The sequence below is a fragment of the Pseudomonas sp. NBRC 111130 genome, assembly GCF_001320485.1.
Taxonomy (GTDB): domain Bacteria; phylum Pseudomonadota; class Gammaproteobacteria; order Pseudomonadales; family Pseudomonadaceae; genus Aquipseudomonas; species Aquipseudomonas vlassakiae.
Map to the genome: position 1 here is coordinate 127,151 of NZ_BCBG01000014.1, position 22,357 is coordinate 149,507.

The 22,357-nt window shown below is 63.3% G+C and carries 24 protein-coding genes; 9 read left to right on the top strand and 15 right to left on the bottom strand.

The annotated features are described in order from the left end of the window. The first annotated feature begins 113 nt into the window (after positions 1-113). Positions 114-1,061: a LysR family transcriptional regulator gene (locus APH33_RS08435; protein WP_027918463.1), complete on the top strand. Its 948-nt coding sequence runs from the start codon at positions 114-116 to the stop codon at positions 1,059-1,061. Positions 1,062-1,140: 79 nt separating this feature from the next. Then, complete coding sequence (locus APH33_RS08440) at positions 1,141-2,115, top strand: D-glycerate dehydrogenase (RefSeq protein ID WP_054884694.1); 975 nt, start codon at positions 1,141-1,143, stop codon at positions 2,113-2,115. Positions 2,116-2,345: 230 nt separating this feature from the next. Here APH33_RS08440 and APH33_RS08445 read toward each other — a convergent pair whose 3' ends face one another. Beyond that, entirely contained in the window at positions 2,346-3,239 is an 894-nt protein-coding gene (locus APH33_RS08445) for a DMT family transporter (protein ID WP_054884695.1), read from the bottom strand. A gap of 148 nt (positions 3,240-3,387) precedes the next feature. On the opposite strand from APH33_RS08445, the gene APH33_RS08450 reads away from it, so the two are divergent. After that, the gene (locus tag APH33_RS08450; protein WP_054884696.1) at positions 3,388-4,263 is read left to right on the top strand and encodes a helix-turn-helix domain-containing protein; all 876 of its coding nucleotides are present in this window, start codon (positions 3,388-3,390) and stop codon (positions 4,261-4,263) included. Between the two features lie 91 nt (positions 4,264-4,354). Here the strand turns inward: APH33_RS08450 and APH33_RS08455 are convergent, their stop codons facing one another. From APH33_RS08455 to APH33_RS08480, 6 genes are all read right to left on the bottom strand, one after another. After that, positions 4,355-6,745 (bottom strand): TonB-dependent receptor, encoded by a 2,391-nt coding sequence (locus APH33_RS08455; RefSeq protein ID WP_054884697.1) that lies wholly within the window; start codon positions 6,743-6,745, stop codon positions 4,355-4,357. A 102-nt stretch (positions 6,746-6,847) separates the two neighbouring features. Further along, entirely contained in the window at positions 6,848-7,828 is a 981-nt protein-coding gene (locus tag APH33_RS08460) for a FecR domain-containing protein (RefSeq protein ID WP_054884698.1), read from the bottom strand. Further along, entirely contained in the window at positions 7,825-8,376 is a 552-nt protein-coding gene (locus APH33_RS08465) for an RNA polymerase sigma factor (protein ID WP_256218605.1), read from the bottom strand. The genes APH33_RS08460 and APH33_RS08465 overlap by 4 nt, the downstream gene beginning before the upstream one ends. Positions 8,377-8,380: 4 nt before the next feature. Beyond that, positions 8,381-8,707, bottom strand: a complete 327-nt coding sequence (locus tag APH33_RS08470; protein ID WP_054884700.1) for a DUF3325 domain-containing protein — start codon at positions 8,705-8,707, stop codon at positions 8,381-8,383. Then, positions 8,707-10,278, bottom strand: a complete 1,572-nt coding sequence (locus APH33_RS08475) for a PepSY domain-containing protein (RefSeq protein ID WP_054884701.1) — start codon at positions 10,276-10,278, stop codon at positions 8,707-8,709. Before APH33_RS08475 ends, APH33_RS08470 begins: the two co-directional genes overlap by 1 nt. Beyond that, on the bottom strand, positions 10,275-10,580 hold the full coding sequence (locus APH33_RS08480) for a DUF3649 domain-containing protein (protein WP_054884702.1): 306 nt from the start codon (positions 10,578-10,580) through the stop codon (positions 10,275-10,277). Before APH33_RS08480 ends, APH33_RS08475 begins: the two co-directional genes overlap by 4 nt. 337 nt (positions 10,581-10,917) lie before the next feature. Here APH33_RS08480 and APH33_RS08485 point away from each other — a divergent pair, with 337 nt between their 5' ends. After that, the gene (locus APH33_RS08485) at positions 10,918-11,265 is read left to right on the top strand and encodes an HPF/RaiA family ribosome-associated protein (RefSeq protein ID WP_054884703.1); all 348 of its coding nucleotides are present in this window, start codon (positions 10,918-10,920) and stop codon (positions 11,263-11,265) included. Positions 11,266-11,389: 124 nt separating this feature from the next. Then, positions 11,390-11,692 carry a DUF3509 domain-containing protein gene (locus tag APH33_RS08490; RefSeq protein ID WP_054884732.1) on the top strand — a complete coding sequence of 101 codons (303 nt, stop codon included), beginning with the start codon at positions 11,390-11,392 and terminating at the stop codon, positions 11,690-11,692. 3 nt (positions 11,693-11,695) lie between these two features. Here the strand turns inward: APH33_RS08490 and APH33_RS08495 are convergent, their stop codons facing one another. Beyond that, a complete protein-coding gene (locus APH33_RS08495; RefSeq protein WP_054884704.1) occupies positions 11,696-11,998 on the bottom strand; it encodes a hypothetical protein in 303 nt (100 codons plus the stop codon). A gap of 113 nt (positions 11,999-12,111) precedes the next feature. After that, on the bottom strand, positions 12,112-12,582 hold the full coding sequence (locus tag APH33_RS08500; protein ID WP_054884705.1) for a phosphate-starvation-inducible protein PsiE: 471 nt from the start codon (positions 12,580-12,582) through the stop codon (positions 12,112-12,114). A 295-nt stretch (positions 12,583-12,877) separates the two neighbouring features. Between APH33_RS08500 and APH33_RS08505 the strand changes: the two genes are divergently transcribed. Continuing rightward, positions 12,878-13,144 (top strand): YebG family protein, encoded by a 267-nt coding sequence (locus APH33_RS08505; RefSeq protein ID WP_054884706.1) that lies wholly within the window; start codon positions 12,878-12,880, stop codon positions 13,142-13,144. Positions 13,145-13,211: 67 nt separating this feature from the next. Then, a complete protein-coding gene (locus APH33_RS08510; protein ID WP_054884707.1) occupies positions 13,212-14,087 on the top strand; it encodes a WYL domain-containing protein in 876 nt (291 codons plus the stop codon). 18 nt (positions 14,088-14,105) lie between these two features. On the opposite strand, the gene APH33_RS08515 is transcribed toward APH33_RS08510, so the two are convergent. Further along, the gene (locus tag APH33_RS08515) at positions 14,106-15,125 is read right to left on the bottom strand and encodes a Glu/Leu/Phe/Val dehydrogenase dimerization domain-containing protein (protein ID WP_054884708.1); all 1,020 of its coding nucleotides are present in this window, start codon (positions 15,123-15,125) and stop codon (positions 14,106-14,108) included. Positions 15,126-15,249: 124 nt separating this feature from the next. Between APH33_RS08515 and APH33_RS08520 the strand changes: the two genes are divergently transcribed. Continuing rightward, positions 15,250-16,056: a SirB1 family protein gene (locus APH33_RS08520; protein ID WP_054884709.1), complete on the top strand. Its 807-nt coding sequence runs from the start codon at positions 15,250-15,252 to the stop codon at positions 16,054-16,056. Here APH33_RS08520 and maiA read toward each other — a convergent pair. From maiA to hmgA, 3 genes are read right to left on the bottom strand one after another with little or no spacing between them, the layout of a single operon-like run. After that, entirely contained in the window at positions 16,050-16,682 is a 633-nt protein-coding gene (gene maiA / locus APH33_RS08525) for a maleylacetoacetate isomerase (protein ID WP_054884710.1), read from the bottom strand. The two genes, APH33_RS08520 and maiA, sit on opposite strands and share 7 nt — an antisense overlap. An 11-nt stretch (positions 16,683-16,693) precedes the next feature. Beyond that, entirely contained in the window at positions 16,694-17,986 is a 1,293-nt protein-coding gene (gene fahA / locus APH33_RS08530) for a fumarylacetoacetase (protein WP_054884711.1), read from the bottom strand. Positions 17,987-17,989: 3 nt separating this feature from the next. Further along, positions 17,990-19,291 carry a homogentisate 1,2-dioxygenase gene (hmgA, locus tag APH33_RS08535; RefSeq protein WP_054884712.1) on the bottom strand — a complete coding sequence of 434 codons (1,302 nt, stop codon included), beginning with the start codon at positions 19,289-19,291 and terminating at the stop codon, positions 17,990-17,992. 114 nt (positions 19,292-19,405) lie between these two features. Between hmgA and APH33_RS08540 the strand changes: the two genes are divergently transcribed. Next, positions 19,406-20,188, top strand: a complete 783-nt coding sequence (locus APH33_RS08540) for an IclR family transcriptional regulator (protein ID WP_054884713.1) — start codon at positions 19,406-19,408, stop codon at positions 20,186-20,188. 210 nt (positions 20,189-20,398) lie between these two features. Here APH33_RS08540 and APH33_RS08545 read toward each other — a convergent pair whose 3' ends face one another. Both APH33_RS08545 and APH33_RS08550 read right to left on the bottom strand, forming a co-directional pair. Continuing rightward, positions 20,399-21,301, bottom strand: a complete 903-nt coding sequence (locus APH33_RS08545) for an SDR family oxidoreductase (protein ID WP_054884714.1) — start codon at positions 21,299-21,301, stop codon at positions 20,399-20,401. Positions 21,302-21,415: 114 nt separating this feature from the next. Further along, the gene (locus APH33_RS08550; RefSeq protein WP_054884715.1) at positions 21,416-22,321 is read right to left on the bottom strand and encodes an alpha/beta fold hydrolase; all 906 of its coding nucleotides are present in this window, start codon (positions 22,319-22,321) and stop codon (positions 21,416-21,418) included. Positions 22,322-22,357: the final 36 nt, after the last annotated feature.

The window sequence follows — 22,357 nt, forward strand, 5'->3', positions numbered from 1 at the left end:
AGCGTATATTCTTGCGAATCTTTGTTACCGAAACGGCGATAATCCGGCTTTGGTCGAACGCACATTCGCGTTACTTCGTGACACAATTTTGTCCTCTACCTTGAGAGTGACCCATGGACACCCTGCAAAACATGCGTGCTTTCAGTTGCGTAGCCCAGCTAGGCAGCTTTACCGCTGCCGCGGCGCAACTGGATACGACCACCGCGAACGTGTCGCGGGCGGTCTCCAACCTGGAAGCCCATCTGCAAACCCGGCTGCTCAACCGCACCACCCGACGCATCGCCCTGACCGAGGCCGGCAAGCGTTACCTGATGCGCTGTGAACAGATCCTTACCTATGTCGAAGAAGCCGAAGCCGAAGCCAGCGATGCCCATGCCCGGCCTGCCGGGCAATTGAAGGTGCATTCGATGACCGGGGTCGGTCAGCACTTCGTGGTAGACGCCATCGCCCGCTACCGCGAATCGCACCCGGACGTGACCTTCGACCTGACCATGGCCAACCGCGTGCCCGACCTGCTCGACGAGGGTTACGACGTGTCCATCGTGCTGGCCACCGAGCTGCCGGACTCGGGCTTCGTCTCGCAACGCCTGGGCATCACCTACAGCATTGTCTGCGCATCGCCCGAGTACGTGGCCAAGCACGGTTTTGCACATAAACCGGTCGATCTGCTCAAGCATGCCTGCCTGCGCATGGTCAGCCCGGTGATTCCACTGGAAAAATGGCTGTTCGACGGCCCGGAGGGCCAGGAGCTGGTCAACATCACCAGCTCACCGTTCCAGGTCAACTCGGCGGATGCGATGAAAACTGCGATCCGCAGTGGCATGGGCATGGGGGTGTTGCCGATCTACTCGGTGATCGATGGTTTGCGCGACGGCAGCCTGGTGCGGGTGATGCCGGAGTACCGGCTGCAGGAGCTCAACCTGTATGCCATCTACCCTTCGCGCCAATACCTGGATGCCAAGATCAAGACCTGGGTCGAGTACCTGCGCAACTCGCTGCCGGAAATTCTGGCGGCCCATGAAGCCGACCTGAAAACCCACGAATTGCTGATCGCCAACTGAAAAAGCTGCTGCACGGCGGCGGTGGACAATGGTAGGTTGCTAACCAATCAACCCGACCCACCGCCCCGAGAAGTTGCCGATGAAAAAGACCGTCCTGGCCTTCAGCCGCATCACCCCCGCCATGGCCGAGCGCCTGCAGCAAGACTTCAACGTGATCGTGCCGAACCCCAAGCTCGGCGACATCAGTGCCCAGTTCAACGAAGCCCTGCCCGAGGCCCACGGCCTGATCGGCGCTGGCCGCAAGCTAGGCCGCGCGCAGCTCGAAGGTGCAGGCAAGCTCGAAGTGGTGTCCAGCGTCTCGGTCGGCTACGACAACTATGACGTCGACTATTTCAACGAGCGCGGCATCGCCCTGACCAACACTCCGGACGTGCTCACCGAAAGCACCGCCGACCTGGGTTTCTCGCTGATCATGGGCTGCGCCCGCCGCACCGCCGAACTCGACGCCTGGACCAAGGCCGGCAACTGGCAGGCCACGGTGGCCCCTTCGCACTTCGGTAGCGATGTGCATGGCAAGACGCTGGGCATCGTCGGCCTGGGCAACATCGGCGCCGCCGTCGCCCGCCGTGGCCGCTTCGGCTTCAACATGTCGATCCTGTACGCTGGCAACAGCCGCAAGGCTGCCCTTGAGCAGGAGCTGGGCGCCCAGTACCGCAGCCTGGAGCAGCTGCTGGCCGAGGCCGACTTCGTCTGCCTGGTGGTGCCGCTGTCGGACGCCACGCGCAAGCTGATCGGCGCCCGTGAACTGAAGCTGATGAAACCGAGCGCGTTCCTGATCAACATCGCCCGCGGACCGGTGGTCGACGAGGCGGCGCTGATCGAGGCGCTGCAGAGTGGCACTATTCGCGGCGCCGGCCTGGATGTGTATGAGAAGGAGCCGCTGAACGAATCGCCGCTGTTCCAGCTGCCCAATGCGCTGACCTTGCCGCACATTGGTTCGGCGACTGCCGAAACCCGAGAGGCCATGGCCAACCGGGCGATGGAGAACCTGCGGGCAGCGTTGCTCGGTGAGCGGCCACGGGATCTGGTGAATCCACAGGTTTGGAAAGGTTGATAATGCTCTAGCGCCTGTACCGGCCTCTTCGCGGGCGCGCCCGCTCCCACAGGTACCGCACAAGGCTCAAGCCTGTGGTGATCCAGTGGGAGCGGGCGTGCCCGCGAAGAGGCCAGCCACTGCCCATTCAGCGGCATCAAACCGGCGCGCGTTGAGTTCACCATCCAGCAGCAGCTGCCCCGCATCTCTCGCGGCCAGCCGACAGACAACAGCCCCGCTGTCTGACCGCCTCATGCTAAGGCCGCAGCCGGCTTGGGCCGTGGTTTGCGGAACACCAGCACATTGCCCGCCATCACCGCCACCAGGCCCAGCAGCGCCGGTGTCGTCCACTGGTAGCCTTCGGCAAACGCCGACACGTTCAGCGCCACCAGCGGGAACAGCACGGTGCAGTAGGCAGCCCGCTCCGGCCCCATGCGCCCGACCAGGGTCAGGTAGGCGGTGAAACCGATCACCGAGCCTGGGATGACCAGATACATCAGCGAACCGATGTAGCGGGTGTTCCATTCCATGGCGAAAGGGATGCCGCTGACCAGGCAATACACCGCCAGCATCGCCGCGCCGTAGAGCATGCCCCAGGCATTGGTGGTCATGGGCTTGAGCCCGGCCTTCTGCTGCATGCTGGAGAGCATGTTGCCAGCCGAGAAACACAGCGTGCCAAGCAGTGCCAGGCCAAGGCCGTAGAGGGTTTCGCGGCTGGCCGCGTGGTGCGACAGCTCGGGCCAGAACAGCAAGCCCAGGCCGAGCAAGCCAAGCGCACCGCCCGCAAGGACATTGCTGGCGATCTTCTGGCCGAAGAAGATCCGGGCATTGAGGGCATTCCACAAGGTGGCTGTGGAGAACACCACGGCGATCAGGCCGCTGGCAACCCACTGGCTCGCGGTGAGGAAGCACATGAAGTTGACACAGAACAGGCACAAGCCCTGCGCCAGGCAGATCAGGTGGCCACGCCGATTCATCGGCTGCAGGCGGCGGCTGAGCAGAAGCATGGTGAACAGGATCAGGCCGGCCAGGGCGAAGCGGTAGACGATCGACACCGGGATGGCGACTACGCCCAGTTGCAGTTTCAAGGCGATCCAGGTGGTGCCCCAGATCAGGACGGTGAGCAGGTACAGAGCGAGGTTCATGGCGGCGGTTCCTTGGGCCTTTGAAGTTTCAACGCCGTCAGTGTTCTCCCTGCCCGCCGCCACGCGCTTGCACAAACTTGCGCTTTTCGCCCCTGGGTGGCTGTCAGCGCAACGCGGGCGCAGTAGGATGAGGCCAGAGGAATTGCCCATGCCCCCACTCACCCAACTGCAAGTGTTCAACGCCATGCACGCCTCGCCCAACGCCCGGCTGGAGCTGAGCGCGCACCTGGGCGACGGCTTGGCGGCGGCGTTGTGGCGCAACCGCGACGATGCGCGCGACTACCAGGCGCCGAGCCATCACACGCTGTCGTGCTATATCGCCGACGGCACCGGCACCTTTCGTCGCCAGCGCCCGGCCGACAAGGGCGCGCCAAACAAGCTGTGCATCATGCCGGCAGGGCACGAGTCGAACTGGGTGGTGAACGGTGCAATTCGCCTGGCCCACCTGTACATCAGCGAAGCGCAGTTCGCCTTGGGTTGTGTGCGCCTGCTCGATCGCGAGCCACGCGAACTGCAACTTCAGGAAGCGACCTTCCTCGATGACCCGCAACAATCCGTGCGCTTTCGCCAGTTGATCACGCTGGACTGGGATGAGCCCGCCGAGCGTCTGCTGGCCAGCAGCCTGGCCCATGAGATCGTCGACCATGCCGTGCTCAACCAGGTTGGCCTGCGCCAAGGGTTGCGCCTGAAAGGCGGGTTGGCGCCGAGCCTGCGCCGACAGCTGGTGGAGTACATCGAGGCGCATCTCGACCAGCCGATCACCCTGGGAGAACTGGCACTGCGCTGCAACCTGTCCGAGTACCACTTTGCGCGGATGTTCCGCACCAGCTTTGGCCTGCCGCCGCATCAGTACCTGCTGGCGCGCAGGCTACATCGGGCCTGCCAGCTCTTGCGCCTGGGCGAATTGCCGTTGGGCCAGGTGGCACTATTGTGCGGGTTTGCCAGTGCCAGCCATTTCAGCAACCGCTTCCGCCAGGCATTCGGTGCAACCCCTGGCGATTACCGTCTGGCCCTTCGCGGCTAAAGCCCACAAGTACTGCACAGTTTTCAAAACCTGTGATATCCCTGTTGCAGCGGCTTTAGCCGCTAAAAGGCCGGCACAGGCGGTACAAGGCTCAGAACTCGAAGGTACTCGACAGGCTCACCTGCCGCGCATCGCCAATCGCCACGAAATACTGGTTGACCGCCGAGCTGTAGTAGACCTTGTCGAACAGGTTCTTCACGTTCAGTTGCAAGCGCACATTGTGCTCGTCAAGCTTGGTCTCATAGGTGGCGAATGCATCAGCCACGGTATAGCTCGGCAGGTCGAACGTGTTGGTCGCGTTCCCCGACCGCTCACCCACATAGCGCGCCCCGGCGCCGAAACGCAGGCGATCGCCACCCAGCAGGCTGCCGAAGTCATACACCGCCGACAGCGAACCGGTATGCCGGGCCACGTTCTGCAGGCGGTTGCCTTCAAGGTCGGGGTCCTTGGTCACCTTGGCATCGGTGAAGGCGTAACTGCCGATCAGGCTCCAGCGCTCGCTGAGCTGCCCGGTCAGGTCGAGCTCCACGCCGCGTGAGCTGACTTCCCCGGCGTTGCTGTAGACCGTCTCGCCAGTGCCACTGTCGAAGTTGGAAACCAGCACGTTGCGCTTGGTGATATCGAACAGCGCCAGGGTACCGGTGAGGCTGCCCGGCATGTCGAGCTTGGCGCCCAGCTCCCAGGACTTGCCCTCCTCCGGCGCCACCGAGGAATCCAGCACCACGCCCCCGGTCAGCGGGGCGATGCTGGAGTTGGGCTTGAACGACTCGCTGTAGCTGCCATAGAACGACAGCTGGTCATCGACCTTGTAGACGATGCCCGCATGCGGCACCCAGGCCTGGCCGTTGCTGTCGGTATTGGCCTTGAACGGGCGACCGCGGCCGGCGTACTGGTCATACTGCTGGTAGCGCGCGCCTGCCACCAGAATCCAGTGCTCGTCCAGGTGCAGCGCGTCCTGCACGAACAAGGCGTCGGTGCGCAGCTTGTCGGTCTGGTCGCTGTCGCTCGCACGCACCGTGCTGCCCTCCACCTCCTGGCCGTACACTGGATTCAGGTAGCTGAAGGCCGATCGAGAGGTCTGACGGATCAGGTCGCCACGAAAGATCTTGCGGTCTTCGTGGTCGATACCGAACAGCAGGTCGTTCTGCATACCGGCCAACTCGACATTGCCATTGAGGCTCACGGTGGCGAACTGGTCGCGGCTCATGGCGTTGTGGGTGCCGTCGATGCTGCGCGTCAGCGTGCCCTTGGCCTCGTTCACGCCGGTAACGCGAACCTGGCTGGCATCGTAGGTTTCGCGGTTGAAGCTGTAGCCGAAGTGCAGCTTCCAGTCGTCGGCCAGTTGGTGATCGACCTCCAGGCGGTACAGGTCGGAGCGCCCTTCCATGTCGTTGAACGGCTCGTCCAGGCGGCGGGTGGCCGGGATGTCCAGCGGGTGGCCGTTGCTGCCGAATGCCGTGCCGCGGTCGAACGGATAGAGGAATTCGCGGTGCTCGTAGGCCAGCACTACCTGGGTGTCTTCGCCGAGCCAGGCCAACGATGGCGCCACCAGCGATTCGCGGTGCACGCCGAAGTTGCGCCAGTAATCCTCGTCCTCGTGATCGACGGTCAGGCGGTAGGCGAAGTTGCTGTCGCCCAACGCGCCGGTGCTGTCGAAGCCGCCGCCGCTGCCATTCTTGCCGCTGCCGTAAGTGGAACCGCGCACGGTCAGGGCGTTGTACTGCTGCAGTTGCGGGCGCTTGCTGACCACGTTGATCACCCCACCCGGGTCCTGGATGCCGTACAGCAGCGAGGCCGGGCCCTTGAGCACTTCGACCCGCTCGGTAGTGGCATTGAGGCTGCGGCCCTGCACCACCGGCATGCCGTCACGCATGATCGAGCCGTCGCGGTTGTCACCGAAGCCGCGTTTCATCACCGTGTCGGACGTGCCACCGAAGTTGTTGCCCTGGGTAATGCCACTGACATTGGCCAACGCGTCGTCAAGGTTGCGTGGGGCCTGATCGCGGATGACCTGGGCCGGTACCACGTTGATCGCCTGCGGGATGTCCTGGGCGGGGCCCTGGCCGCGCATGATCGAGGCACTGGCGGGTGGCTGATAGCTGTAGCTGTCCATTTGCGAGGTCACCGTGGTGGCCTGCAGGTTGAGGGCGCCAGAGGTATCTACAGGTTCGAGCGTCAGGGTGCGTGCATCAAGGCGGCGCCAGGTCAGCCCACTGCTACCCAGCAGCCGTTGCAGGGCCTGCTCGGCGCTGAACGAGCCATTGAGGGCCGGGGCCTGCACAGCAGGCAGTTCGAGGCTGTAGACGACACTCTGGCCAGTGGCACGGCTGAAGGCGCTCAGGGCCTGGGCCAGCGGTTGGCCGGGCTGGTCGAAAGCGTGCAGTTGCAGTTGCTCGGCGGCCATGAGGCCAGGGGCAGCGGTGATGGCCGGGCACACTGCAAGGCCAAACCAGAGGGAGACGCAACGCGGGGTGAACTTCATGGACGCTGACCTGTGAGAGGGTTATTACTGCGAATGAATCGCACTTCCACTCATTACACGGATGCTGCGTCTGGTTACCTCATCCGCTTTTGCAATTTTTTTTCAGCGGATCACGGTCAGCCGCCCCAGCAAGGTTTGCCGCGAGAAACCCAGCACCTTGCCTAGCGAATCCAGTGCAGCCAAAGGCTCATCCACCGGGAAACTGCCGCTCACCTTGCGCTGCCCCAATACTCCATCCAACAACACGATACGGCCGGGGTAGTACCGACCCAGGTCTGCCACTACCTGCGCCAGCGGCACCTGGTAATAGTTCAGCCAGCCTTGGCGCCAGGCCAGGCGGCTGTCGCCGTCGACACTCGCCAGCTCGCCTGCGTGCCCATCGGCATAGGCCAGTTGCTGGTTGGCCGTCAGTATCTGGCCGGCCTGCCCCGCGGCCGGGATGACGGCCACACGCCCACTGCGGACGATGACCTGTGCACCCTGCCCTTGGTCACGCACTTCGAACTGCGTACCCAGCACCCGAACCTCGCCGCCAGCCGCTTCCACCACGAATGGCTGCCCGGTATGGGTAACCTCGAAGAACGCTGCGCCATGCAGCAGGCGTACACGGCGTTCACCTTGCCGGAAATCGAGGGCGATGGCGCTGCCCGCATCCAGGGTCACCTGCGACTGGTCCGCCAGGGTTACCTGGCGAATCGCATCACTGCTGCTGAAATCGGCCTGCAGGTCCAGTAACCAGTCACCCGGCCGCCAGCCACCCGCCACGCTGACCGCCAGCACCAGGCACGCCGCTGCCAACGCCATGCCAACGCGTCGCCAGTGGCTTTTGCCGGGTGGCTTGGCCATGGCCAGCAAGTAAGGCTGCAGGTCTTCATGCTGTTCTTGCGCCAGACGCGCTGCCGGTGTTTCGCTGAGCTGCATCAGCAACTGGGCTTCGGCATAGGCTTGGCGATGCTTGGGATCGGCCAGCAACCAGCGCTTGAACGGCGCACTGCTTGCCGCTTCAGGCTGCTCGTTGATGCGGATCAGCCACTGCAAGGCAGCCTCGGACTGGGCAGCGGTAACCGGGTCTGGGTGGCTCATCGGCGGGCGCTCCCAGGCCTGCGAGTGAAGGTCGCGGGCTCGGCAACACTGGCCTTGCACGCTTCGAGGGCGCGCATCATATGCTTTTCCACACTGCTCTGGGAAAGCTGCATGGCCTTGGCGATCTCGCCGTACTTGCAGCCGTGGACGCGGTTGAGCAGAAAAATCTGCCGGGTACGCTCAGGCAGCGCTCGCAGGGCGGCTTCAATGCGCTGCAGGTCATGATCGACCTCGACGGCCTGCTCTGGCGCCTGGGCCAGAGCCGCTTCATCACGCTGCAGCGAGGCTTCGGCAAGGCGTTCGCGACTGCCTGCACTGCGCAGATGATCGATGGCAAGGTTGCCGGCACAGCGCAGCAGGTAGGTATCGAGCGCTTCGACCTTGACCTCGGGGCGACGCCAGAAGCGCAGGAACAGCTCTTGCACCAGGTCGGACGCAGTAGCGCGGCAGCCTACCCGACGGCTGACCAACGCCTCCATGCGCGCACGCTGGGCGAGGAAAACCTCGAGGAAACGCGCGCGGGTGCTGTCGCTCTCGATTTCGCTCAAGGCATCACCCCGCAACCACGGCCAACAGCGGGCCCAGTACCAGGCTGGCGGCAGCCAGGCCCAGCAACGCCCGCGGCATGTAAGGCAGACCGAACACCCACAGGGTAACGCCGGCCATCAACAGCGCGGCCCACTCCACCAGCCCGTGGGCCCAGCCACGACAGTGAACGGATAGCACCAGGGACAATATGAGCAGCAGCCAACCGCCAGCGCGCAGTGCACGCAACTGGGCCGGGCGAGGCTTGTGCTTTAGCAGCTCGTTGAAGTGCTTTTCCATCGCCAGGCACAGCGCGGCGAAGCCGGCGAAACCGATCAGGGCAATGCTCAGCATCACTGCACCTCGACCATTTTGGGCGAGACCTTGGCCGCCTTCGCCGCACGTTTTGCGACGGGCTTAGGTGGGCGCAGCATCTTGCTCGCGGCCCAGGCCAGGAACAGCCCACACGCCAGGGCGGTAAGGTCGAAACCGGCCATGGCCCAGTCACCCTCAGGCACAGAGACGTTCAACCCCTGGCCGGTGCTCAAGGCGTTGAGCAACGGCAACAGGGCAAAAGCCAGTGCCCCCATTGCCAGCTGCTCGCCCCAGGCCCTGCGCCCCGGGCGCAGCACGGCATGCAGCAGTGACGCCAGCCAGACCAGGAAGAACGTGTTCACCTCCCAGTCAGCACGCCCATGCAGTGCCACCGGCAGCAACCGGTTGGCCCAGAAGAAACCGGCCACGGCCAGCACCAGGCCACTCATGCTGGCGATGTTGAGCACTTCGACCAGGCGCAACTCGCCCGGCAGACGTTCGCTCCTGGCATGCTTGAGCTGGCGTTTGCCCAGCCACATCACCAGGCCGGTGCCGATCACCGCCGTGCCGGCAAGCCCGAAGGCGAAGTACAACCAACGCAGCCAAGGCCCGGCGTAGTTGCCCATGTGCAGGCCGGCGAAACTGAACGAGGTCATCATCGCGGCGCTTTCCGGCGCGCCCTGTTTCAGCAGTTCGCCAGAGGCCCCATCGAAGGTCCAGTTGGCACTGCGCTTGTAGGGGACGTTATCCGCCGATGACTGGGTGAAGACGACACGGGCATTGCGATCGCCCGCGTTCTGCACCTGGATAAGCCCGATGCGTGCGCCCGGCACCAGCGCCTGCACCTTGGCATGGAGGCTCGCCAGCGGCACCAGAGGCGCGGCGACATGGGCTGGCTTGGGTGCCTGGTCGCGGCCGAACAGGTCATTGAAGTACCCGTTGGTATTGCCGTAACTGGCCATGATGCTGGCCGGCATGACCATGTACATGAACAGCACCAGGCTGCTGTAGCTGATCATCAGGTGGAACGGCAGCACCAGCACGCCAATGGCATTGTGGCCATCCAGCCATGAGCGCTGGCCCTTGCCAGGGCGGAAAGTGAAGAACTCCTTGAAGATCTTCTTGTGGGTAATGATCCCGGTGACCAACCCCAGCAGCATGATGAAGGCACACAGCGTCGACAGCCAGCGGCCCCATGGATAGGGCATCTGCAGTTCAAAATGGAAGCGGTAGAAGAACTCGCCGCCACGGCTTTCGCGCGCATCGACCGGCTGCCCGCTCTGTGCATCCAGATTCTTCCTGACAAAGCCCCGAGGCCCACCCTCGGGGTCGCGCCAGCCGACGTTCAAGGCGGCGTCGCGCTCGCTCGGCAGGCGGATCATCCAGCTGTCCGAGTGCGCGGCGTTGCGCTCCAGATAGCGCTGGGCCAAGCCCAGGCTGGTCACCGGGTCGAGCGTATGGCGGCGCACTTCCGGCTGCGCCCAGTGGCTGACCTCTTCCTTGAAGTACGACAGGGTGCCGGTCAGGAAGATGGCAAACAGCAGCCAGCCGAATATCAGGCCAGTCCAGGTGTGCAGCCAGGCCATGGCCTGGCGGAAGCCTTCCTTCATGGGTTCTTCATCCAGTAGGCGAACCCGCCGAGCAGGCCCAGCACCAGGCTCGGCAACAACACGCCAAGCCAGGCACGCAAGGCGCTGCGGCAGGCGAAGCACCAGATGAAGGCCAGCAGGTAGAACACAAACGAGAGCATCAGGCCGGACAGCGTGGCGTCGACCTGGGGCAACGGCAACAGCAGGGCCAGGCAGACACTGATCGACGACGCCAGCAGATAGCCGCCCAGCAATGCCGCCAGGCTGCGTGAAACCACGGCCAGGCGATAGCTGAGAGGGAGTCCGGCGGCGGAGCGCTTCATGGCGAGGGTCCGGGGAATGGGGATGCAATAGTAATGAGTTTAATTCTCATAAGCAAAATCTCTATGGAGGCTATCGGGTGTTCGCCGTCAGATATTCAGCGCCTATGAGACCGAGCGCCGCCCGCGCGGCGCTCGATCGCACAGGCGCTGCCAGGCTCGCGGCGAATCCATGTTGGCGGCCCCCTCTAATGAATTTGCTACAGAAAATTTATTTTCAAAAAGGGGTTGTATTCGTTTCGCCGTTGCCTGACCTTAGAGTCAAGAGGCGCAGAAATACCAAGGCCCTCAATGGCCTAGGCACGCCTCCATGCGAGCAAGCTGAATAAGGATTGGAATCATGCAAATCCAGGTCAACAGCAGCAACCATATCGAAGGCAACATCCGTCTCAACGAGTGGGTCCGCAGTACGCTGGAAGCCACCCTCGAACGCTATGACGACGACCTCACCCGCATCGAGGTGCATCTGCGTGACGAGAACGGCGCCAAGCCCGGCCCGCATGACAAACGCTGCCAGTTGGAGGCTCGCCCGAAAGGCCATCAGCCGATTTCCGTGACCCACACTGCCACCTCACTGGACCAGGCGGTCGACGGTGCCGCCAGCAAGCTGAACAATGCGCTGGAACACTTCTACGGCAAACTGCGCAGCAAGCGCGGGGTACTGGAACTGACCGACCCCGACGCCTGACAGGCTCCCTGAACAACAACGCCCGGCTCGCGCCGGGCGTTTTGGTTTGCACCGATCAATGGGGGTGAACCATCGTGCAGGTTACCCGGTCAACTTCTGCAGTCATCCACTGCGGACCCAGACCATGAACAATCCATTTGAACAGATCAGCGCCGCCTTCGCCTCCGAATACCGGATCAACCTGAGTATCGAACGGCTGGACGGCAGCATCATGCTGACCCTTTCCGATGACGCCGGCGTGGTTGCCAAGCGCCTCATCAGCCAGGCCCAGCGCAACGACCCTGTGCGCCTGCAACGGGTCATCGACAGCATCCGCCTGGGCCTTGCGATCGAACTGGGGCAGAACCCGTTGCAGGTGTTGGCCGCCCTGACCCGCGATACGCGCCCTGACGCCCGCCCGTTCGCAGCAGTGAGCGTGGCCAACTGAGGATCAGGCCAGCCTCAGCATCTCGCCGATTGCTTTCTCCAACTCCCTCAGGCGCCAGTTACCTACGCGGTGCGCGGCATCAAAGCTATTGGAGCGGTGGAACAGACCGACCAGGCCCTGGTCGTAAGTGGGCTCCTGGCCTCGCTTGAGCCAGTACAACGACTCCTCCACCAGGGACCGGCTGGCGACCACTTTCAATTCGACGACATCGGCGACTTCGGTGACATACACCCCATTCGGGTCGAGCCCCAACGGCGCAAGCACCTGCTTCAGGTGGGCATGTACAGCTTCGGTATTTGTGCTCAATTTATTCTCCTGTCGGCGCCACCGTGCGCGACCCGGTGTCACGACGCTCTGCCAGGCGCCAGCCAGGATTCAACGATGCCTGAGCCCATTGCCAGCGGTAGCCGGTTAGCCCCTCACTTACCCTCCTCCACTTCCTTGCCGCTGGCGTCCAGCACCTTGGTCGAGGGGTAGCGGTAAGAGGCGTAGCGCACCACCAGGATCGAGAACGCCAGCAGCAAGATACCACCGCACACGTACAACAGCCCCTCGTCCGGCGCCTTGTGGTGCGACACGTCGCCAATCAGCAGGCGCGTCAGCGCGGTGATCGCCACATACAGCAGGAAGCGAATGGGCATGTGGTTGGTCTTGAAGTAGATACCGACCATCGCCCCCAGCTCCAGGTAGATGAACAGCAGCAGGATGTCGTCGACGCTGACCCCGCCCTTGCCAAGCATGTCCAGGAACGTTACCACCGCCGCGTAGGCGGTAATCGCGCCAATGCCGAACAGCGCCAGGTAGTGGAACGCTTCCACGCACAGGTTGCCCAGCGCGTCGGCCGAGCCGTGCAGGCCCTTGCGCAGTTTTTCAGCCCATTTGATATCCACGATGTGCGATTCCCCGATACGACATGAAGGATGATGCGTCACGCCTGTGACGCTTGTGCCATGCAGTTAAAGGGCCAGGCCCCTGCCTTGGAAGGCGACCGATTGCCGCAAGGCACGGGCAGCGAGCGAATTCGGTACAGCTACAATTTCCGGTTGCGAAATGACTGCCTTGCCATTACTGTATATAGATACAGTATTCGGTGGCGGCATTCTGCCCGACTGCCTGGATAGCAACTGAACCGCACAGCAGCAGGCGCACCACAGCGCCCCTGCCCCACTGACCGAGAGGCCTCGTATGGCTGTTGAGATTCTTTACCGCAGCACGCGCGATTTGGAGACCACGTTCTTGGACCGCAAACTCGCAGATGCCCACGACCAGATGCTGGAACTGGCCGAGGTGCTTACTCAGGTTCTGGTTAAACACGTACCTGGGCTGGATGAAAACATCGCCGAAGAGGCCAGCATCTTCATGGCCAAGAACAGGGCTGTGTTTGCAGCGGCGTTCAAGAGCAATGCGGCGGCTTTGGCTGAGCTGGATACAGCGGAAAAAGCCAGCGAGTAGGCCGCACCTCAGAGTCGGGGTCACCGCCTGCAAGGCGCCTCCCAGGCATGCCTTCCCAGGAGAGATCATGAAACGCAGGCAAACCGTCGAGCAGGTGCGCTGGGACCTGGCACTGCGCTACAAGCTGATCGAGACCGTCGCCTGGTGGGAAGGCCGCCTGACCACCGGCCACCTGATGCAGAGCTTCGGAATCAGCCGGCAGCAGGCATCCAAGGACATCAATACCTATATCACCGAGCATGCGCCGAAGAACCTGGTGTACGACAAACAGCTCAAGGGTTATGTACCCAGCAATCAGTTCATACCCAAGTTCATCGAGGACAGCGCAAGCGCCTACCTGCAACTGCTGTATCAGAACGGTGAACGCGCTCCGCACATTGACGGCCTGGCACTGGCCTACGCCCACACCAAGGTGCTCGAAGTACCGGACCGGCCCATTCGGCCAGAAGTTCTGCGCCCCCTGCTCAAGGCCTGCCGTGAAGGCCTGCGCCTGGAAACCGAGTACGTTTCACTCAACACGCCGAACGTCGAAATACGCCTCATCGCCCCGCACACGCTGGTCTACACCGGCATGCGCTGGCATGTGCGGGCGTACTGTGAAAAGAACCGTCAGTACCGCGACTTCGTACTCAGCCGTTTGCGCGGGCAGCCGGGCCTGCTGGACGAGTCGCCCAACCCCCGGGCACAGGATGAAGACTGGAATGCCGAAATTGCGGTGATCTTCAAGCCCGACGAGCGTTTGAACGAGGCGCAGAAGGCAATCATCGAAGCCGACTTCGGCATGATTGACGGGCGACTGGTGGTGCCGAGCCGCAGGGCTCTGGTCAAGTATGTGCTGCAGCGCCATCAGATCGACCCACGCAACGTGGCGACCAGCCCTGAAGCGCAACAGGTAGTGGTCTCCAACCTCAAGCAACTGAGGCCCTGGCTCATGCATGATTGAGGCAGTTGCGCCAGGCCCTCAACCGTACAACATGCGCTCGGCCAGCATCTGCGCCACTCTGGCCGGGGAGCGCTTTTCCGCCTGGGCATGGCCGAACACCTCGGTCAACCGCGTCGGTATCCGCGCCAGATGCGCAGTGATGGTACCCAGGTCGCCTCCGTGATGCTTCAGCGCTACGTAGATCAGGCCACCGGCATTGATCACGTAGTCAGGGGCATACAGAATGCCGCGCGACTCCAGCTGATCCGCCACCTGCAAGGTGGTCAGCTGATTGTTGGCCGCCCCCGCCACCGCCGCGCAACGCAGCTGCATCACCGTCTGGCCATTGAGCACCGGGCCCACGCCACAGGGCGCGAAAATATCGCAAGGGGTGCTGATCAGGGCGTCATTGGTCACCGGGTGAGCATTGAACTGCTCTACCGCCAAGCGTACGCGGCCAGGGTCCAGGTCGCTGACCAGCAACTCCGCCCCTGCCGCATGCAGTTGCTCGGCCAAGGCATAACCGACATTGCCCAGCCCCTGCACAGCGACGCGCAAGCCTTCGAGGTTGCTGCTGCCCAGGCGTGCCTGCGAGGTGGCGCGTATGCCGGCGAACACGCCCATGGCAGCATGCGGTGACGGGTCGCCAGAGGCCGTGGTGCTGGTCACATGCGGTGTGCTCTGGGCAATGCAGTCCATGTCCAGGGTTGAGGTACCACTGTCGACGGCAATGATGAAACGCCCTTGCAAGGTATCGATGAAGCGGCCGAACGCCTCGAACAGTGCCGCACGGTTTTCCACATGCGGGTTGCGCATGATCACCGCCTTGCCGCCACCCAACGGCAGGCCCGCCAGTGCTGCCTTGTAACTCATGCCTTGGGCCAGGCGGATGGCATCGGTCATGGCGCTCTCGTCATCGGCATAGGGCAGGTAGCGACACCCCCCCACTGCAGGGCCCAATTTTTCGCTGTGAATCGCCACTACGGCCTTGAGGCCAGTGGGCGGGTCAATGAACAGGTGCAGCGACTGGGTACGGGTGCTTTGCATCAGAGCGAACATCGACAGGCTCCCCAACGAGGTGCTCCTACCAGTATAGGCATGCGCCAAGGTACGGCGCCGTCGGCGGACCACTGGACGAATCCACGCCCCACGGCTAATACTCAAGCGTGTGTGGAGAGCCCTGATGAAGCCACGTCAAGCCTGCCTGGCCTGCCTGGAGCGCGAGCCGGTCGCCCTGCTGGAAGCTGCGTTGTGGATTGCCGCCGAGCATGATCGAAAGGTCGAGCCTGCGGCCAGCCTTGCCACGTTGCAAAACCTGCAAGGGCAGATCAGTGCCTGCCTGCCCATGCTGCCATTATCCGAACTGGCCCAGCCGCTGCTGCGACAGCTCAATGCACTGGGTTTCCAGCAGGACGAACTCCATCCGCTGCGGCCGCATGCGGCGTTGCTGGACAAGGTACTGCAGCGCCGACGCGGCCAGCCCCTGGCATTGGCGATCGTTGCTCTGGAACTCGCCCGGCGCCTGTCCATACCCCTGGAAGGCGTGGCATTCCCTGGGCATTTCCTGCTGCGCGTACCCGGTGCCGACCACTTGCTCGACCCTTGTGGGGGCCGGCGCCTGTACCCCAAGGACTGCCGCGAGCTGCTGGCGCGCCAGTTTGGCCCGCATGTGCCGCTGACTGCCGAACACCTGCGCAGCGCCAGTGCCACACAGATACTGCAGCGCCTTTCGCGCAACCTGCGCCAGTTGCATATGAGCAACGACAACCACTTGGCTGCACTGATCGACGCCGAACGGGTCATGCAACTGGGCCCGGCCCAAGTCAGTGACTACGTGACCCGCGCAACGCTGTATCAACACCTGGACTGCCCGCAGGCCGAACGTTTCGACCTGGAACACGCCCTGCTGCTGACCGACGACCCGGTTCAACGCCTTAAGCTGTCCGAACGTATCGGCAAGCTACCGGCAGTGAACCGTTCGATTCACTGAGTCGGCGTGTCCACCTGACAGGACGGGTGCGCCCTGGCGAACGCCGGATGCGCCTTGGCCAGTGCAGCGACCCGGGCTATGCGGGGGTAGCCGCTGAGGTCGATGTTGAAGCGCTCGGCCGCATACAGCTGCGGAATCAGGTAGACATCCGCCAGCCCCGGCTCGTCGCCAAAGCAATAACCGTGATCGCCAATCAACTGCTCAACGGCGGCCAGCCCCTGGCCGATCCAGTGTGCGATCCACTGATTGACCTGCGCCTCGTCGTGGCCCAGCTGGCGCAGTTGGTTGAGCACGCTGACATTGTGCAGCGGGTGCACATCGCAACCGATGATTGCCGCCACGCCACGCACCTTGGCCCGCAGCGCAGCGCCAGCCGGCAGCAACGCGGGCTGTGGATAAACCTCTTCCAGGTACTCGATGATCGCTGGCGACTGCACCAGCAATTCACCGCCGTCGGTTCGTAAGGCCGGCACCCGGCCTTGCGGGTTCACCGCGACGTAGGCATCACCGCGCTGGTCGCCCTTGAGCAGGTTGACCGGCAGGGCCTGGTAGTCCAGGCCCTTCAGCGCCAAGGCAATGCGCACCCGATAGGAAGAGGTGGAACGGTAATAGGTATACAGCTCCATGGCCTGCTCCCTCAGTTGGCTGCGATGATCTTGCCGCGGCATTCGCCGAAGCCGATGCTGGCCACGCCCTCACGCTTGCAGCGGGCGCGCAGGATGATCTCGTCACCGTCTTCGAGGAACTTGCGGATTTCGCCGCTGGCCAGCTCCACCGGCTGCTTGCCGCCTACGGTGGTCTCCAGCAGGCTGCCGTACGAATCGGGTGAGGCACCGGACAGCGTGCCGGAACCAAACAGGTCGCCAGGCTGCAACTGGCAGCCGTTGACGCTGTGGTGGGTGATCAGCTGGGCAACGGTCCAGTACATGTTCAGGGTGTTGCTCAAGGCCAGACGCTGGGCCGGCATACCCTGCTCGCGCATGCGCTCGGTGAGCAGCAGCACTTCCAGCTCGATATCGAAGGCGCCATTGGCCTGGTCACGCTCGTCGAGCAGGTAAGGCAGCGGCTGCGGGTCCCCCTCCGGCCGGGCCGGCTGGGCACAGCGGAACGGCTCCAGGGCCTCGGCAGTGACTACCCAAGGCGAAAGCGTAGTGATGAAGCTCTTCGACAGGAACGGGCCCAGTGGCTGATATTCCCAGGCCTGGATATCCCGCGCCGACCAATCATTGAGCAAGCACAGGCCGGCAAGGTGCTGGTCAGCTTCGGCAATCGGGATGGCCTGGCCGATGTCGTTGCCTTGGCCGATCCAGATGCCCAACTCCAGTTCGTAGTCCAGCCGCGCGCAGGGGCCGAAGCTCGGTTCGGTGTGGCCGGGCGGCAGGGTCTGGCCTTTCGGGCGACGGACCTCGGCCCCCGAGGGACGCAAGGTCGAGGCGCGGCCGTGGTAGCCGATCGGTACGTATTTGTAGTTGGGCAGCAGCGGATTGTCGGGGCGGAACAGCTTGCCGACATTGGTGGCGTGCTGGATGCCGACGTAGAAATCGGTGTAGTCACCGACCTTGGCCGGCAGGTGCAACTGGCACTCACTGGCTGGATACAGCGCAGCCTTGAGTTCAGCCTGGTGTTCGCTGTGTTCGCCCAGCAGCACCAGCAGACGCTCACGCAGCGCCACCCGGGCAGCACGCCCCAGGGCGAAGAACGCGTTCAGCGCACCACCGCGGGTGGCTTCCACCGCTGCCTTGGCCTGGCCAGTGAACAGGCCCGCGGCCAACGCGGCCTCCAGGTCAAGGATGGCATCGCCGATGGCGACGCCACAGCGCAGTGCTTCACCCGGGCGGCTGAAGACGCCCAGCGGCAGGTTCTGCAGCGGGAAGTCGCTGTGCCCGTTGGCGTGCTCGACCCAGCTACGGGCAATGGCGGTCTGGTTCATGGGTTATCTCCGGTTCGGGTTGAAGGTGCTCGGCAAGGTGGCCCAGCAACTATCGTAGTCGGCCTGCAATTGCGGGCTGTCGAGGGCCTGCAGGCTCGGGCGCAGCACTTGGCTGGTCTCGAACATGAAAGCCATGGTGTTGTCGATCTTGTGCGGAGCCAGCTCGGCAGCGATGGCCTTTTCGCAGGTTTCGGCATCCGGGCCGTGGGCGCTCATCACCCCATGCAACGAGGCACCGCCCGGCAGGAAACCTTCGGCCTTGGCGTCGTAGGCACCGTTGATCAGGCCCATGAACTCATTCATCAGGTTGCGGTGGAACCACGGTGGACGGAAGGTGTTCTCGGCTACCATCCAGCGCGGCGGGAAGATCACGAAGTCCATGTTGGCCATGCCGTGCACGCTGGTCGGCGAAGTCAGCACGGTGAAGATCGACGGATCCGGATGATCGAAGCTGACCGTGCCAAGGGTGTTGAATCGGCGCAGGTCATACTTGTAGGGCACGTTGCTGCCATGCCAGGCGACCACGTCCAGCGGCGAGTGCTGCAGTTGGCAGGCCCAATGCTCACCGAGGAACTTCTGCACCAGTTGCACCGGGCCATTGAGTTCTTCGTAGTGCGCCACCGGGGTGAGGAAATCACGCGGGTTGGCCAGGCCGTTGCTACCGATAGGGCCCAGGTCAGGCAGGCGCAGCGGCGCGCCGTGGTTTTCGGCGATGTAGCCCCGGGCCTGGCCATCGGGCAATTCGACACGGAACTTCATGCCCCGCGGGATCACGGCGATTTCCTGAGGCTCGACATCCATGACGCCCAGTTCGGTTGCGATGCGCAGGCGGCCCTGTTCCGGCACCAGCAGCAGTTCGCCGTCGGCATCGAAAAACACCCGTTCCATGGAACGGTTGGCGCGATAGATGTAGATGCTGACCCCTGCCGGCTTCTCGGCGGCCGAATTGGCCACCATCGACAGCCAGCCTTCGATGAAATCGGTTGGCTCGCTGGGGATGGGCTGCGGATTCCAGCGCAGGCGGTTGGGCGTGACCGCGCCCAGCGGGCCGCCCAATGGCTGGCGCTGCAGGCGCTCGAAGCGCGGGTGCAAGGCCGACGGGCGGATGCGATACAACCAGGTACGGCGCAGCTCGCTGCGGGCCATGGTGAACGCCGTGCCCGATAGCAGTTCGGCGTACAAACCGTAGGGGGCCTTCTGTGGCGAGTTTTGCCCCACCGGCAGGGCGCCTGGCAGGGCTTCGCTGGCGAATTCGTTGCCGAAACCGCTCAGGTATTGAAGATCGGGGGACGTGTCGCGGTTCATCGAAGCCTCCGGATATTGTTTTTGTCGTAATCAGATTACGAATAACGTAATTTGCTCCCCGTCAGGCGTCAAGCTATAAAGGCGCGACGCGAAAAATCCGGAAGCCTCCTACCCATGGCCAAAGCCAGCCCCCCCGCCGACAACGGCAAGCAGAAAGTCCGCTCGGCGGAAGTCGGCACCGACATTCTCAAGGCCCTCGCTGAACTGTCGCCGTCTACCCCGCTGTCGCGCCTGGCCGAACATGTGCAGATGCCGGCGAGCAAGGTGCACCGCTACCTGCAGGCGCTGATCGCCAGTGGTTTCGCCGAGCAGGATGCCGCCACCAACCACTATGGCTTGGGGCGCGAGGCATTGCGCGTGGGGCTGGCGGCGCTGGGCAGCATTGATGTACTGAAAGTGGCAGCACTGCCACTGTCGCAATTGCGCGATGAGCTGAACGAGAGTTGCTTCCTCGCCGTGTGGGGCAATCAGGGCGCCACCGTGGTCAGCATCGAGCCCGCCGTGCGCGCAGTCACGGTGGTGACACAGATCGGTTCGGTGCTGCCGCTGCTCAGTTCCTCCACCGGCCTGGTGTTTGCAGCCCATCTGCCCGAGCGTGAAACCGTCGAGCTGCGTGACCGCGAGCTGGCCGTGCTGCAGCAGCGCGCCAGCGACTACGAAGGCTTGCTGGCAGGCATCCGCCAACAAGGCCTGCACCATGTGCACGGCCTTTTGATGCCAGGTGTGGATGCGTTATCTGCCCCGGTATTCAACGCCATGGGGCAGATCGCGGCGGTGATGACCGTGGTCGGCCCGACCTCGATCTTCCACGCTGATGAACACGGACCAGCTGCACAGCGCCTGCTGGCAGCGGCGCGGAATACCAGCTGGCGCATGGGCTATTCGCCAGCGGCGTGAAGTGCCCGCCGGCACTGTTGCCCGAAACGTAAAGGTGAATGTCACAAGCGGCTATTTTTCCCACTGGATCAAGCGCTTATTCTTGCCTCACTGGCCGGCATGAAGGGCTCTACCCCCCCGCCTTTCAGGCCCGCGAGGTTCACCGACGTTGATTTTGAAGCTCCTTGATCTAACGTCTCGATTGGCCGCTGCGTCTTGCAGCGGCCTTTTTTATTTCTGCAGGTTGGCCATCATCTGTTGCAACGCCTGCAGGTTGTCCTGCGGGTGCACTGCCCCTTCGAAATCACCAATCTGCGCCCAGTGTTCCGCGACCTGCTCCGGGGTGAACCCCTGCTCGGGATTGAAACCGACCCCGAGGCTACGCTCCCAGCGCACCTTGCCCACCCAGCCACCGCCCACCTCGAACAATTCGCCGCTGTCCTGGCACTGCTCGCTGCTCAGGTAGACCACCAAAGGGCTGATCAACTCCGGCCTGAGCCGCTCGAACACCTGTGGGGGTATCAGCCCTTCGGTCATGCGCGTGCCACCGGTCGGGGCGATGGCGTTGACCAGCACGCCATGCTTGCGCCCTTCGATGGCCAGGGTGCGGGTCAAACCATACAGCCCCAGTTTGGCCATGCCGTAGTTGGCCTGGCCGAAGTTGCCGTAGATGCCCGAGGTTGAAGCAGTGAAGATTACCCGCCCCCAGTTCTGCTCACGCAGGTGTGGCCAGGCAGCCCGGGTGACCTTGTAGGCGCCTTCGACGTGGACCTTGTAGACCAGATCCCAATCGCTGTCGTCCATTTTGTGGAAGGCCTTGTCGCGCAGGATGCCGGCGTTGTTCACCAGCACATCGACCCTGCCGAAACTGTCCAGCGCTTGTTCGACGATGCGCGCACCGTCGCCCACCGAATCGTGGTTGGCCACCGCAGTGCCCCCGGCAGCGCGGATTTCGGCCACGACCTTGTCGGCGGCCGACGCATTGGCACCTTTTCCATGGGTCGAGCCGCCCAGGTCATTGACCACGACCCTGGCGCCACGTGCGGCAAACAGCAAGGCATGGGCACGGCCCAGGCCGCCACCGGCTCCGGTGACGATCACTACACGGTCTTGCAGACGTACCGGCTCGCTCATGCTCAAGGCTCCAGGTCAGGTTGAATGCATCGATTGTCCGCCCGCCCAGGCAAGCGAACAATCAAGCTCACCCTGGCTGAATGCCGGGCGATAACGGTAGGCGATGATCGCGGCTCAGGACCAGGCGACTTTCTGCGGTAAATAGCTCAGCAGCTGTTCGCGAAAGGCCAGGTAATGGCGCAGCACCTGCGCCGGCGCTTCGGTGTGCGGGTAGTGGCCGATGCCTTGCAGTTGCACGATATCGGGGTGCGGCACCAGCTGCCGATAGCGCTCGACCATCTGCGCACCGGACAAAGGGTCGGCAATGCCGTTTATGAACCGCAACGGCACACCACTGCGCTGCAAAGCCCCGACCCAGCGCTCGCGGTGCTGCCTTCGCTCAGGCTGGTAACCCACCAGCTTGTGCAGGATGCGCGTACCGTTGCGGCTGGCGATCAGGCTCCAGCAATCGTCCAGCGCGCTTTCACTTGGGTGGGTGCACGGGCCGTAGATCTGGATGACGTTGCGCACCAGATCGTCGCGCCCGAACGAACGCCCCACCAGCCAGCCCAGGCGACTGAGCAGCAGCTTCTGGATTCTTGGGATCTGACAGCTTTCCGGGAACAACCCACTGTTGAGGAACACGCAACTGGCGATATCGGCACGCTGTTCGTGGTGGCGCGACAGCAGTTCCTGAGCGACGCTGCCACCGTAGTCATGCGCCAGCAGATGAATCGGCTGGTGGATATCCAGATGGCTCAGCAACGCCTGCTGCAGGTCTGCTTGCTCGATCAGGCTGTAGCGGTGGTTGAGCGGCTTGGCAGAATCGCCGAAGCCGAGCATGTCGCAGGCAATCACCCGGAAGCGCTGGGTCAGCGGCGCCCATAGGTAATGCCAATCCCAACTTGCGGTGGGAAATCCGTGCAAAAGAAGCAGGGGCTCTCCTTGCCCTGCGGTCCAGTAGCGGATGCTCTGGCCCCGGAACGAAAAATCCTGCCCCCGGGTACGCCAGACGCGCAATGGAATCTCGGCCATAGGCATCAGAATTGTCCCGGTGGAGGGGTGATGACGGGATAG